The sequence below is a fragment of the Paenibacillus sp. PL91 genome (genome assembly GCF_012935325.2).
In the GTDB taxonomy this organism is placed as follows: Bacteria; Bacillota; Bacilli; order Paenibacillales; family Paenibacillaceae; genus Pristimantibacillus.
In genome coordinates, this window is record NZ_JABBYG020000009.1 from 82703 (window position 1) to 95408 (window position 12706).

At 50.4% G+C, this 12706-nt stretch carries 12 protein-coding genes; 9 read left to right on the top strand and 3 right to left on the bottom strand.

The window, feature by feature from the left end; genetic code table 11:
* The first annotated feature begins 41 nt into the window (after positions 1–41).
* From HI950_RS36790 to HI950_RS20555, 4 genes are all read left to right on the top strand, one after another.
* Positions 42–1790 carry a histidine kinase gene (locus tag HI950_RS36790; RefSeq protein WP_169086478.1) on the top strand — a complete coding sequence of 583 codons (1749 nt, stop codon included), beginning with the start codon at positions 42–44 and terminating at the stop codon, positions 1788–1790.
* Complete coding sequence (locus HI950_RS20545) at positions 1783–3414, top strand: response regulator (protein WP_169086476.1); 1632 nt, start codon at positions 1783–1785, stop codon at positions 3412–3414. Before HI950_RS36790 ends, HI950_RS20545 begins: the two co-directional genes overlap by 8 nt.
* Positions 3415–3433: 19 nt before the next feature.
* Positions 3434–4885: a family 43 glycosylhydrolase gene (locus HI950_RS20550; protein WP_169086474.1), complete on the top strand. Its 1452-nt coding sequence runs from the start codon at positions 3434–3436 to the stop codon at positions 4883–4885.
* Positions 4886–5093: 208 nt separating this feature from the next.
* Positions 5094–5621: a DUF420 domain-containing protein gene (locus HI950_RS20555; protein ID WP_169086472.1), complete on the top strand. Its 528-nt coding sequence runs from the start codon at positions 5094–5096 to the stop codon at positions 5619–5621.
* A 56-nt stretch (positions 5622–5677) separates the two neighbouring features.
* Here HI950_RS20555 and tatC read toward each other — a convergent pair whose 3' ends face one another.
* Together tatC and HI950_RS20565 are read right to left on the bottom strand one after the other, a co-directional pair.
* A complete protein-coding gene (gene tatC, locus HI950_RS20560) occupies positions 5678–6427 on the bottom strand; it encodes a twin-arginine translocase subunit TatC (protein WP_169086470.1) in 750 nt (249 codons plus the stop codon).
* 24 nt (positions 6428–6451) lie between these two features.
* Positions 6452–6688, bottom strand: coding sequence for a MerR family transcriptional regulator (locus HI950_RS20565; RefSeq protein WP_169086468.1), 237 nt, complete (start codon positions 6686–6688; stop codon positions 6452–6454).
* Between the two features lie 339 nt (positions 6689–7027).
* Here HI950_RS20565 and HI950_RS20570 point away from each other — a divergent pair, with 339 nt between their 5' ends.
* The 3 genes from HI950_RS20570 to HI950_RS20580 are packed head-to-tail and all read left to right on the top strand — an operon-like array spanning position 7028 to position 9482.
* Positions 7028–8632 (top strand): flavin monoamine oxidase family protein, encoded by a 1605-nt coding sequence (locus tag HI950_RS20570; RefSeq protein WP_169086466.1) that lies wholly within the window; start codon positions 7028–7030, stop codon positions 8630–8632.
* 47 nt (positions 8633–8679) lie between these two features.
* Positions 8680–9243: a RidA family protein gene (locus HI950_RS20575; protein ID WP_169086464.1), complete on the top strand. Its 564-nt coding sequence runs from the start codon at positions 8680–8682 to the stop codon at positions 9241–9243.
* 47 nt (positions 9244–9290) lie between these two features.
* Complete coding sequence (locus tag HI950_RS20580; protein ID WP_114383389.1) at positions 9291–9482, top strand: twin-arginine translocase TatA/TatE family subunit; 192 nt, start codon at positions 9291–9293, stop codon at positions 9480–9482.
* A gap of 141 nt (positions 9483–9623) precedes the next feature.
* Here HI950_RS20580 and HI950_RS20585 read toward each other — a convergent pair whose 3' ends face one another.
* The gene (locus tag HI950_RS20585; RefSeq protein WP_317618420.1) at positions 9624–10574 is read right to left on the bottom strand and encodes an NAD(P)-dependent oxidoreductase; all 951 of its coding nucleotides are present in this window, start codon (positions 10572–10574) and stop codon (positions 9624–9626) included.
* Between the two features lie 112 nt (positions 10575–10686).
* On the opposite strand from HI950_RS20585, the gene HI950_RS20590 reads away from it, so the two are divergent.
* A complete protein-coding gene (locus tag HI950_RS20590; RefSeq protein WP_169086460.1) occupies positions 10687–12036 on the top strand; it encodes a glucose-6-phosphate isomerase in 1350 nt (449 codons plus the stop codon).
* A gap of 36 nt (positions 12037–12072) precedes the next feature.
* The gene (locus HI950_RS20595; RefSeq protein ID WP_169086458.1) at positions 12073–12705 is read left to right on the top strand and encodes a YigZ family protein; all 633 of its coding nucleotides are present in this window, start codon (positions 12073–12075) and stop codon (positions 12703–12705) included.
* Position 12706: the final 1 nt, after the last annotated feature.

The following is a 12706-nucleotide window of genomic DNA, read 5'->3' on the forward strand; positions in this document are numbered from 1 at the left end:
GGAATCGGTGCTTTTCCTTGTCGGAGAGGGCTGCATACCTAGTGGAAAAATCGAATATTTTCAAAAAAATATTAGCCATTATGGGACTGCTGCTCATTCCGTTCGTGGCGCTTTATACGTATTCCAATCAAGTCAGCGTAAAGGTTGTGCAGGAGGAGATCCAGCAAAATAACCGCAATAAGCTTTCTTTTCTTGTCCAGCAGATTGATGATCAATTCGATCAATTGATGACCTCGGTCAACAATCTCGGCATTGAGCCGAGGGTTAAGTCCTTTATCGCAATGGACCCTGCATCCAGCAGCTATTCCTCGTTCCAGCTTAAGCTGGAGCTGCAGGAGGAGCTGGAGCGGCGCGGCAAGACGGGCGGTTGGTCACATTCGTACACGCTTTATGCGCCGCTATCGGATCAGGTCGTCAGCACTCACGGCTCCATCACGTTCAAGAAGCTGTTTCACGACGAGATCGTAAGCAAGCCGGTCGATCCATTTGCATGGAAATTTGAGCCAGTGAATAACTCTCGTGTTCCCGACTCGTTTGTCTTTCGGACGGTGGAGCCGCTATCGGCTTATGATCATACGGAGCAGGCGGACCTGATCGGAGAAATTAGAGTAGGCGTCAAGGATATCGGGGATATGCTGACTTCCTTTAAAGCGGACAGCTCGGGCGACCCGTTTCTATACCATCCGGATTATGCTCCAATTGTGACGCGTACGGCGAATATGGAGCGGATTAAAGAGCTTATTCCTACGTTTGCAACGACAAAAGGAATGACGAAGGAGCAAGGAAGCTTTATTACCTCGCTTCAGGGCGAAAGCTATATGGTTACGTTTACGAAATCAGATACGATTGATTGGTATTTGATCGAATATGTGCCACTTGAGAGCATATTGTACCCGATCACTTCCAGCCGCAATTGGTTTTGGCTATCGATGAGCGTAATTGCCATCATTAGCGTACTTGCTGCTTTTCTTCTCTATAAAAATGTTCAGGTTCCCATACGCGAGCTTTTCCTGGCTGCCAAGCGGCTGCGCAAGGGCGACTACACGGTTCGCGTTGACAGCGGCAAGACGGATGAATTTGGTTATTTATTTGATCAATTCAACCTGATGAGCGAGCAGATCCAAGATCTTATCGACCGCGTATATGAGGAGAAGCTGCGCTCCAGAGAAGCAACGCTCAAGCAGCTGCAATCTCAGATCAATCCACATTTTTTGTACAACTGCCTGTTCTTTATGAAAAATATGACTCGGCTTGGCGAGCGGGAGGCCGTCATGGCGATGGCGGTTAAGCTGGGCGAATATTATCGCTATACGACGCATGTGGATCAGCAGGATACGACCGTCAGAGATGAGATAAAGCTAATCAGCAATTATTTATCGATTCAAAACATGCGCATGAACCGGATTCAGTTCGATATCGATATACCTGAGCAAATGGAGGAGCTTTCGCTGCCGCGCCTGCTGCTTCAGCCAATCGTTGAAAATGCGATCATTCACGGCATTGAGCAGAAGGAGGATGCGGGATCGATTTCAATCAAAGGCTGGTCTTCATCTGACGGTTTTGTTATTACGATTGATGATGACGGCATCGGCATGACTGAGGAAGAACTCGCAGCGCTGCGAGAAACGATAAGCTTGCCTGGCGAGGCGAATGGAAGCTGCGGCATGCGTAACGTCCATCAGCGGCTGATCCATAAGTATGGAAGCCGTTCGGGACTTGAGCTTGACCACTCCCCTGCTGGCGGCTTGCGCGTAACGGTACGTTGGAAGGAGGATGCTGAGCATGTATGAAATACTGATCGTGGATGACGAAAGATCGGTAGTCGAGGGGGTTGCCGCGACACTGCCATGCGAGGATCTGAAAATCGGAACGATTCACAAGGCGTTTTCCGTGACGGATGCGCTTGCCATCATGAGACGGCATCCTGTTGATCTCGTCATTACGGACATCCGAATGCCCGGTATTTCCGGACTTGAGCTCATGGACAAGGTCCATGAAACGTCGCCTTCCACGCAGTGCATATTATTGACAGGCCATGCCGAATTTGAATATGCCAAGCGTGCGATCACTGGCGGAGCATCCGACTACCTGCTGAAGCCGGTGAATGACGATGACTTGATCCAAGCCGTTGATAAGGCGCTGGGCACGGTTCGGCGGGAGTGGGAGGAGCTCATATCCCGCGACAATACGCTGAAGACGATGCGGGAAAACTTGCCGCTGCTGCGAAGAGATCTGCTTATTGAGCTGCTGCAAGGGCACACGATACCTGCGGATGCTTTAACCGATAAGCTATCCCAGCTTATGCTTCCTTTCTCTCGGAACGAGTCAGCCTCGTTGCTGCTCATCCGGCTGGAGGAGCCGTTCGTTCATTATGATTACAAGGATCGGACGCTGCTTGAATATGCCGTCAGCAATGTTGCTGAGGAGGTGCTGCGCGAGTGCTGCCAAGTATGGCTTTGCAAGGAAGCGCATGGTTATTTGGCTGTTGCGGTCAAAAGGGATCAGGCGCAGCTGCAAGGAATGACTGCTGCCGCCGCGAGGGAACAGCTTGAGCGTCTGGGCGAGCTGATTCAGCGGCAAGTGGAGAACTATTTAAAAGGCGCAGTCTCGATTGTAATCGGTGAAGAAGGCCCATTTCCCGAGCATTTGGCTGTCTCCTACAACAGCGCGCTTGCTGCGTTTCGCAAGCATATCGGGACAGGCAAGGGCTACCTGCTGTCGCTCGGCGAGCATCAAGAAAAAGCGGCTGTCCAAACGCTCAGGCAGCTCTATGAGCCGCCGATGCTTTTGGATTTGCTGGAGGCAGGTCGCTGGGATGCTTTCGAGGGAAAGCTTGCCCTTATTTTCAAGGAGCTTGAGCTAGAGTTCGGTGATTCAGCCGAGCATGCTTTCGAGACGTTCTGCGCTGTGACGGGGGCGTTGACTTTTATCGCTCACAAAAGCGGATTTGGATTGTTCGATTTTCTTGATCCGAGCGAGCGGGAAACGCTGACGTTCGAATCGTTCGAGACATACGGACAGCTTCGGGATGGACTGTTCCGCTTGGCAGCGCGTATGCGCTTATCGCTTGAAAGAGAGGCGGCAGATAGCCATTCCAAGCTGATAGCCAAAGTACAGCGATTTATCGAGGAGCATTTGGATAAGCCGATCTCGCTGCAAATGATCGCGGAGCGCGTTCATCTGCATCCCGTCTACATCTCACAAATGTACAAATCGGTTACGGGTGAAGGCTTGACCGACTATATGCTGCGCATTCGGATGGAGAAATCGGCTTATTTGCTAAAAACCTCCAATCTTAAAATATACGAAATCGGAAATAAATGCAGCTATCAGAACGCGCCGTATTTCATTAAGCAGTTCAAGAAGGTGTACGGGATGACCCCTCAAGAATATAGGGATCAGCATTCCATTTAACCGGGAGAGGATGAATGAGATGGGGAACGAGGCAACGATTCATAACGGAGCGGCATGGAAGGATACGAATGGAGAACCCGTAAGGGCACACGGCGGCTGGATGCTGCAGCAGGATGGTTACTTTTACTGGTTCGGAGAGGACCGGACAGAGGGCAGAAAGGTATCCTGCTATCGCTCAAGCGACTTATGCCACTGGGAGAACAGAGGCGCAGTGCTGACGCTTGATTCCAAGGTCCGGCCGGTCTATTACCGAACCTCGCTAGAGCTTTATCCGCCGGAGACATCTGACATAGGCTATGGACAAGGAGCCGTTATCGAGCGTCCGAAGGTGCTTTACAATGAACGAACAGGCAAGTATGTGATGTGGATGCATTGGGAAAATGGCCGCAACTATAACGATGCCCGCTGCGCGGTAGCGACATGCGACACGATCGATGGCGAGTACGTCTACCATGGCAGCTTTAACCCGATCGGACATATGTCGAGGGATTGCACCGTTTTCCAGGATGACGATGGAACCGCATATTTTATATCAGCAGCAAGAGATAATGCCGATCTGCTCGTCTATCGCCTATCGGATGATTATTTAAGCATCGATGAGCTCGTTAAGACGCTTTGGCCCGGGCAATATCGGGAAGCGCCAGCGGTAATGAAACGCAGCGGCGTATATTTCCTTGTTACGTCGGCATGCACGGGCTGGCTGCCCAATCAGGGTGCCTATGCTTATTCCGACAGCTTAACAGGCAGATGGTCGCAGCTGCTGCCGTTTGGCGATTCCACGACCTACGATACGCAGCCGGCTTTTATTGTGCCGATCCAATCGCAAGGAGGCAAGACGGAATATCTGTATGCGGGCGACCGCTGGGACCCTTCAAGCTACCATCATTCCTCCTATGTGTTTTTGCCGCTTAGCTTTCCATCCGATAACGAAGTGAAGGTGGAGTGGGCAGACCGCATCACAATAGACCTCCATACAGGCTTGATTCAGCCGGAGGTGCGGGAGAGCGGCTTGCACCGCATCAAAAGCTGCGGAAGCGAGCGGTACTTGGCAGTCATGCAACCGAAAGGCGAGGATGCCGGAGTGATCGGCAATGTGCTGGCTTACTTGTCTGAGGAACAGAAATGGATCGTGGAGCCATGTCGTGAAGACGGCTATGTTCGGTTAAGAAGCAAGGAAGATGGACGCTGCCTAGCTGTACCTTTATCACCAACTGGTGAACCTCAAAGCGAAGCGCAATTGCGGCTTGTGCAAGAAGAGGAGACGCGATACTCCGTAGAATGGATACTTGAGGATGCGGATGCCGAGGGGAAGGTGCGCATTCGAAGCCGCGCGACCGGCAAGGTACTGAGCGCAGGCTTAGGAGAGGGCGGAAATCGAGCAGCCGCATTCGTCCATATTACGGATGAGGCGGAGCATGACCCGCGCAACGGGCGCGACCCGCAGCGGTTCGAGGTGTTGAAGGTCTATTAGGAAGTGGCTCTAAAAATAGATGCCGCCGCAGGAAAGCCTTGATGAGGGCTTGTCTGCGGCGGTTTTCGTTTGGAGCAATATGGTGCGAAATTCGATTTTTCGTGACATCTATAGGGCAAATCAAATTGATTTGGACTATGCAAATCGGATAAGGTTAAGAGAGAAAAAGGCGCGCATGCTTTGTGCTTTGGCGTTTACTTAGGAGGTTATGTACTTGAAGGAAAAAAACGTTGGACCTCTGGTGGCGATCTTGTCACTAGTCCTAGTGGCGATCATCACGATTTTGTTCTTCTTGCCGGCATATGACGGGGAGATCGGCTTTGACGTTACGATACTGCCGCTGCTTAATGCGATATTCAACTGCTTCACCTTTATCGCGCTGGTTGTAGCGCTGTTTGCGATTTTGAAAAAAAATGTACGTCTTCATCGAACATTCATCGGGGCTGCTTTTACATCAACGACGCTGTTTCTTGTTTCCTACGTTACTTATCATTATTTGACGGAATCAACGAAATACGGCGGAGAAGGCGCGCTGCGCTCCATTTATTTCTTCATTCTGCTCACGCATATTCTGCTCGCGATTGTGGTCGTGCCGCTTGCCTTGCTGTCTGCTGTTCGCGGCTTGCAAATGAAGGTGGACAAGCATCGCAAAATCGCAAGATGGACAATGCCGATCTGGCTGTACGTGAGCTTTACGGGCGTTGTCGTGTATCTGATGATTTCTCCTTATTATTGAGAAAACAATGAAGGCCGCCTGGATCATCCCGGCGGCCTTCATTGTTTTTATAGACGTTAAACAGCTGCGCTTGCGCCTTCTATAAGCTCTTGCCTCTTGCGGTGTACGCTCCGCGAGAGGAAGACGCTGATCTCATAGAGCACGACAAGCGGTATTAAGATGATAAAGGCGGAAACAAAGTCCGGCGGTGAGATTACGTTCGCGACGATAACGAGAATAAGGTAAGCGTAGCGACGCGATTTCTTAAGGCGCTCGGGTGTAAGTAAGCCGATTTTGGTCAGAAACATGACGATAATCGGAAGCTCGAAAGCAAAGGCGATTGGCAGCACAATGTTAATCATGAAGCTGAAGTATTGGGTAATGCCATAGGTTTCAACCAGATTGAGCTTATCGGATACATCCGTGATGAAGGAGAAGCTCATTGGCAGTACGACATAATACCCAAAGCTTAGCCCAAGCAGCAGGCATAACACGCTGTAAGGGATGTATCTGAGCGTGGCGCTTCGCTCATGCTGGTGCAGTCCCTTCTTAACGAAACCCCAGATCAGATAAAGCGTGACGGGCAATGAGGAGGTAACGGCGAATGCAAGGGCAATGTTCATGTACATGCGGATTCCGTCGAAGGGGGAAAAAACATTCCATTCGAGCGTCGAGGCCGGCGGCGTGCTTTTAATATAGTCGAGTATAATCGGCGATACGGCTAGACCGGCGCCAGTGAATACGGCGAATACGGCGAAAATCGAAATCAGCAGCTTGCGAAGCTCGAATATATGCTCCAATAACGGCATAATGGTTCGATTGCTCATTAAGATGCACTCCCTTTCCTGTTATTAGGAACGCACATGGTGGCGAGCGTACGCCTTGCGAAGCTCGAACGTGTGGAAGCCATCTTGAAGCTTCGATTGAATCTCTTTAAGAATATCTACATCCTCGAAAGAGAATGTCCTTGCGCCGCCCCGCGTCCTGTCAGGGAATATGAGCTGCTTCTCCTCGTAATAACGAATCTGCCTCTCGGTTAAACCGGTTAATTCACAAACGGCACCAATTCTAATCACTTTATTATTCATTGCTTCGCCTCCTAGAACGATTAAAAATGGGTGAGTGCTTTCTTGCATGCAAATGATAGGTTAAAGTGAATTTTCATAACATGAGGATGATCTTGATGGAGATTTTAGCAGGCTGAATGATAGAAAACAATGGTCTTGATGGACTAAGAGTAACTTTAAACTAATAAAAAATCCCGTTTCATGCAGGAAAAAGTGACTATAAATAGTCTGTTTATGGATAAGTCAAAAGAGATAAAGAAAATCTATGTTAGTTTTTCTTACATAACATAGAGCCGATTCTGCAGTCCGTGATATCTTTTCGTTGTGATACTTACAAAGCCGACGAATGGAGTGAGCGGAATGGAGTCGACAAAAACGCCTCGTGAGATGTCCAGGCGGCAATTTCTGAGCACAGTGGGGAAGCTAGGAGGGGGGGCAGCCGTATTCAGCGTAATGGGTACGCTTGGACTGCTGTCTCCGGAGACGCTGAAGGCAGCGGACTTCGAGCCGCCAGACGGGAACGAACTGTCGATGAGCAAGAAGGGCGGCAAAAAGATTATTATATTGGGCGCCGGCATCGCGGGGATGACTGCCGCATACGAGCTTAGTCAAGCCGGCTACGATTGTACGATTCTGGAGGCGCGCGCCCGTTCGGGAGGACGCATCTGGTCTGTACGGCGCGGCACGACGGTAGCTGAAATAGGGGCATCCAAGCAAGTGGCGCGATTCGCGGACGGCTTATATTTGAATGGTGGCCCTATGCGCATTCCGCAGTTCCATGTCACGATGGAGTATATCCGGAAGTTCGGCATTCCAATTGAACCATTCAACAATGTGAATGATCACGCTTATTACTATAACGAGGAAGTAGGCGAGCTGTCCGGCAAAAAAATTAGAAAGCGCGAAGCGAAAGCGGATGTTCGGGGATACGTGAACGAATTGATGGCAAAAGCGGTTAACCAGAATGCGCTCGATTTGCCGATTACTGCCGAGGAGAAGGAAAAGCTGGTTGCCTACCTGCGCTCGGAAGGCGGCTTGGATGCCGATTTGTTCTACAAGGCTTCCTCGCGCGGCGGCTACAAGGACGAGCCCGGCGCAAGGCTTGATGCCGGCGTCATTCGGGATCCGTTCAGCATGAAGGCTATTTTGAATTCAGGCTTCGGCAATTATTTCAGCAGCGAATACGGCTATGATCAGCAAATGATGATGTTCCATCCGGTGGGCGGCATGGACGCGATCTCTAATGCTTTCGAGAAAAGGCTAAAAGGTAAAATTAAGTTCCACTCCGAGGTCATTGAGATCAAGCAAAGCGGCAGTGGCGTAACCGTCCTTTATAAAGATCTTGCTTCAGGTGAGGAGCGTAAGATCGAAGGCGAATATTGCATATGCACGATTCCTCTATCCGTGCTGAAATCAGTCAAAGCAGACTTCTCTCCGGAGATGAAAAAGGCTATTGATAGCATAAGCTACGCGTCAGCAGGCAAGATCGGCTTGCAATTCAAGCGCCGATTCTGGGAAGAGGATGAGCAAATCTACGGCGGCAATACGCTGACCAACATGGATATCTCATCAATCTATTACCCGCCGACGGGGTACATGCAGAAGAAAGGGCTGCTGCTCGGCTATTACGCGTTCGGCGGTAGCGCGGATAAGCTAGGCGAGATGTCGTATAATCAGCGGGAAGCGCATGCGCTGCAGCAGGGCGCGAAAATACATCCGCAATATCATAAAGAGTTCGAGGCTTCATTCTCTATAGACTGGAAGCGAATCAAGTACAATCTGGGCGGCTGGGTATCTTACACGGGCGACCAGCGTACGACCGTTTATCCGACGCTGTGCAAGCCGGACCGCAGAGTCTATCTTGCGGGTGAGCACATGAGCTATATTACGGCATGGATGGCAGGGGGCATCGAGTCTGCCCGCGCAGTCGTTACCGATATTCATCAGCGCGTTATGAAAGAGTAGCAAGCTGATTCATGTCGGTTCATGAAACTTTAGGAGGAATGCTAAACATGGAGATTAAGTTGAAGCGCAATGTAAAAATTGCAGTCGGAGCAGCCATATTGTCATGCTTCCTAGGTGCATCCGCCTATGCAAGCGCATTAATGCCTAATAAATTGCCGTTAACGCCGGTGAACGAGCCTGAATTTTACGGAAGCCCAAGCTCGTCTATTGCCAGCGCGGTGGCTTTGCCTGCCGGAGCAGCGACGTTTTCGACGAGCGGTACGGTTCCGCCGCTTCTGAACAAGGATGGCAAGACGGTGTATGAGCGTTACGGAGACACGGAGAAGCAAGGGGAAGGTATCCTTTTGAACATCGAAAAGCAGCTTAAGGAGCAAGGGCTTAGCATGAAGGATGTTATTTATCTCAGGGTATACGTGACTGCTGACGAAGCGAAGAAGGGCGAATTCGATTATCAAGGCTGGTTCAATGCCTATGCGAAGTTCTTCAATACGAAGGAGAACCCTACCAAAGTGGCACGCTCAACAGTAGGCGTCGCTGGCTTGGTCAACAAGGATTGGCTGATCGAGATCGAGGCAGTTGCCGCTTATCCGATCTCTCACAACCAAAATTAATTGCAGTAGCTTAGTCCTATATAATGAAGAAACGGAGATGATGGTTGATGCTGCAAAGTATTGGTTTGCCGGGACTTATTATGATTCTTGTAGTGGTATTGATCATATTTGGGCCTTCCAAGCTGCCGGAGCTGGGCAGAGCGGTAGGACGAACGCTGCATGAGTTCAAGTCGTCCGCTAAGGAGCTTGTTGCGGAGACGAAGGACGATGTCATTGAGAAGCAGGAGGTAGCCAAATAAATAGGTGAAAATAGCCAACTTGTAATGCTGATTGTCCTAATCATACAAAGAGTTGCCCCGATTGCAGATGCATTTGCAATCAAGGCAACTCTTTATTTATGTGATGATTACTTGTATTAAATAGGATTCCTCAACGAAAGCTTAAGCTTTATCGCCAAGCTTGCGGCCGATCCATTGCTCATAGGCTTGAGCTACGCTGCACATATCGAGCTCGCCAAGTCCCATGGTGCCTCCGATCTGGAATTGGCTCTTCGCTGCTTCGAGCAATGGCGTTGGCACCTTCAAGCCGTCCGATAGGACGGAGCTCAGCTTCAAGTCCTTCAGCATCAGCTCAAGCGAGAATTGCACGTCGTAATTGCCTTCCAGCAGCTTGGCGCCCTTGAGCTCCGCTGCTTTGCTTGCTGCGCCGCCCGATTGGACGAGCTCGAGGAACGAAGCGCCGTCAATGCCGCCGCTTGCGGCAATTGCCATGCCTTCGGCCAATGCGACAACATTGATGCCAACGATCGTATTATGTGCAAGCTTTGCCACTGAGCCGCTGCCGTTAGCGCCCATTGGAATGACCTTGCGCCCCATCGCTAACAAAACATCTTCGACGCCGTTAAGCGTGTCTTTAGAACCACCTACCATGAATACAAGCGTACCGCCTTCTGCTGCCGGCTTGCTGCCTGTCACCGGAGCGTCGAGGAACGAGGCGCCTAGAGCCTCCGCTGCCGCGGCGAGTTCCTTCGCCAAAGTCGGCGAGATTGTGCTGCTGTCAATAAGCGTATGGCCGCTGCGTGCTCCGGCAAAGATGCCGTTCTCTCCCCAATAAACCTCGCGGATTGCCGAATCGTTGCTAATCATTGTAATCACAACTTCCGAGGCTTGCGCTACGGCAGAGGGGCTGTCCAATTCTTTTGCGCCAAGGGCGATAAGGGAGTCAGCCTTGCCTGGCGTGCGGTTGTATACCGCGACCTCAAAGCCTTTACGCAATAAATTTGCTGCCATTCCGAGACCCATCACACCTAACCCGATAAAACCGATCTTTTTCATGAAAATTTCCTCCGCTCTGAATCGTTTTTTATTTAAGTATACAGATTTTTCATCAATAATTCATTGTTTGTTGCTTGTTTTTATAAGGTAAATCCGATATTGTAGATGCTAAGTTGAAAAGCATTATCAGGGTTAAATACTGAGAATTTTTTAGGAGGTTTACATTTAAATGAGCAAAACAGTTCAGTTCGATTACAGCAAAGCGCTGGCTTTTGTCGGCAAGCATGAAATTGATTACTTGGCGGAATCCGTTCGCCTCGCGCATGACCAATTACATAACGGAACGGGAGCTGGCTCTGACTATTTGGGCTGGATCGACCTACCGACTAACTATGATAAAGAAGAGTTCGCTCGCATTCAGAAGGCAGCTGAGAAAATTAAATCGGATTCCGAGGTGCTGATCGTAATCGGTATCGGCGGTTCCTATCTAGGAGCTCGCGCGGCAATCGAAGCGCTGTCCCACTCGTTTTATAATATTTTGCCAAAAGAACAGCGCAAAACACCGCAGGTTTTGTTCGCCGGCAACAACATCAGCTCGACTTATGTGACTCACCTTCTGCAATTGGTTGAAGGCCGCGACTGGTCGATCAACGTCATCTCCAAATCCGGCACAACGACTGAGCCTGCCATCGCATTCCGCGTATTCCGCGCAGCGCTTGAGAAGAAATACGGCAAAGAGGAAGCTCGAAAACGCATTTACGCGACAACGGACAGCGAGAAGGGCGCGCTTAAAAAGCTTTCTTCTGAAGAAGGCTACGAATCGTTTATCATTCCTGACGATGTGGGCGGACGCTACTCCGTTCTTACAGCGGTAGGCTTGTTGCCAATCGCAGCTGCAGGCATCAATATCGAATCCATTATGCAGGGCGCAGCGGATGCATCCAAGGAGTACAGCAACCCTAATCTTGCTGAGAACGAGGCTTACCAATATGCAGCAGCACGCAACGCGCTGTACCGCAAAGGCAAAGCTACTGAAATTCTCGTAAACTACGAGCCTTCGCTTCATTTCGTATCCGAGTGGTGGAAACAGCTCTTCGGCGAAAGCGAAGGCAAGGACTATAAAGGTATTTTCCCGGCAGCGGTAGATTTCTCGACAGATTTGCACTCGATGGGACAATTTATCCAAGAGGGTAACCGGAACATTTTCGAAACGGTTATTCAAGTGAATGAAGTGGCTGAGCACATCACAATCGAGCATGACGCAGCGGATCTTGACGGCTTGAACTTCCTAACTGGCAAGACGATGGACTTCGTCAACAAGAAAGCGTTCGAAGGCACGCTTCTTGCGCATACGGACGGACAAGTTCCGAACCTGATCGTCAATATTGCCGACATGACGCCTTACACATTCGGTTATCTTGTTTATTTCTTCGAAAAAGCATGCGGAATCAGCGGTTACCTGCTTGGCGTTAATCCATTCGACCAACCGGGCGTTGAAGCTTACAAAAAGAACATGTTCGCATTGCTCGGCAAGCCGGGCTTCGAGAAGGAAAAAGCCGAGCTGGAAGCTAGGCTGTAATCAACCGGCTTGATCGGAATACGGGAGTTTTAGCCTATGCTTGAGAGGTATAAGACGGTCAGGCTGCAGGCCAGCGCCGAAATCGTCATCAAGAAGTCCCGTTTCATCGGCTATGCGAAACCTGTGGAATCGGAAGAGGAAGCTGTTGCTTTCATCAACGAGATCAAGCAGCTGCACAAGCAGGCGACCCATAACTGCTCGGCTTATATGGTAGGAGAGCGGGACCAGTTCCAGAAGGCCTCCGATGACGGCGAGCCAAGCGGCACGGCGGGCAAACCGATTCTCGAGGTCATCAAGCATAAGGGGCTGAAAAATGTCGCCGTCGTCGTGACGCGGTATTTTGGCGGCATTATGCTTGGTGCAGGCGGGCTTGTCAGAGCATACACGGACGGCGCGGTTGCCGGCATCGAGGCGGCAGATGAAATCGTAAATGTGCTTCATCGCGAAGTGTTCGTTGATGTGGACTATACATGGTACGGCAAGCTGGAGAATGAGCTGCACGGCAAGGGTACTCGGATAGGCGGGACGGATTTCACCGATCGCGTCATCGTGCGCTGCCTGCCGGAAGCGCCTGAGGCAGAAGCGTTTATCGCTTGGATAACCGATCTGACACAAGGACAAGCGGTCATTACAGAAGGCGAAAATGAGTATTATATTGAAGGCGAATAAG

Excerpts from the sequence above, each read along its gene's own strand:
- HI950_RS20580 (WP_114383389.1), top strand. The coding sequence starts at position 9,291 with ATGCTGCAAAGTATTGGTTTGCCGGGACTTATTATGATTCTTGTAGTG.
- HI950_RS20555 (WP_169086472.1), top strand. The coding sequence starts at position 5,094 with ATGTACTTGAAGGAAAAAAACGTTGGACCTCTGGTGGCGATCTTGTCA.
- HI950_RS20590 (WP_169086460.1), top strand. The coding sequence starts at position 10,687 with ATGAGCAAAACAGTTCAGTTCGATTACAGCAAAGCGCTGGCTTTTGTC.
- tatC (WP_169086470.1), bottom strand. The coding sequence starts at position 6,427 with ATGAGCAATCGAACCATTATGCCGTTATTGGAGCATATATTCGAGCTT.
- HI950_RS20570 (WP_169086466.1), top strand. The coding sequence starts at position 7,028 with ATGGAGTCGACAAAAACGCCTCGTGAGATGTCCAGGCGGCAATTTCTG.
- HI950_RS20575 (WP_169086464.1), top strand. The coding sequence starts at position 8,680 with ATGGAGATTAAGTTGAAGCGCAATGTAAAAATTGCAGTCGGAGCAGCC.
- HI950_RS20565 (WP_169086468.1), bottom strand. The coding sequence starts at position 6,688 with ATGAATAATAAAGTGATTAGAATTGGTGCCGTTTGTGAATTAACCGGT.
- HI950_RS20595 (WP_169086458.1), top strand. The coding sequence starts at position 12,073 with ATGCTTGAGAGGTATAAGACGGTCAGGCTGCAGGCCAGCGCCGAAATC.
- HI950_RS20545 (WP_169086476.1), top strand. The coding sequence starts at position 1,783 with ATGTATGAAATACTGATCGTGGATGACGAAAGATCGGTAGTCGAGGGG.
- HI950_RS20550 (WP_169086474.1), top strand. The coding sequence starts at position 3,434 with ATGGGGAACGAGGCAACGATTCATAACGGAGCGGCATGGAAGGATACG.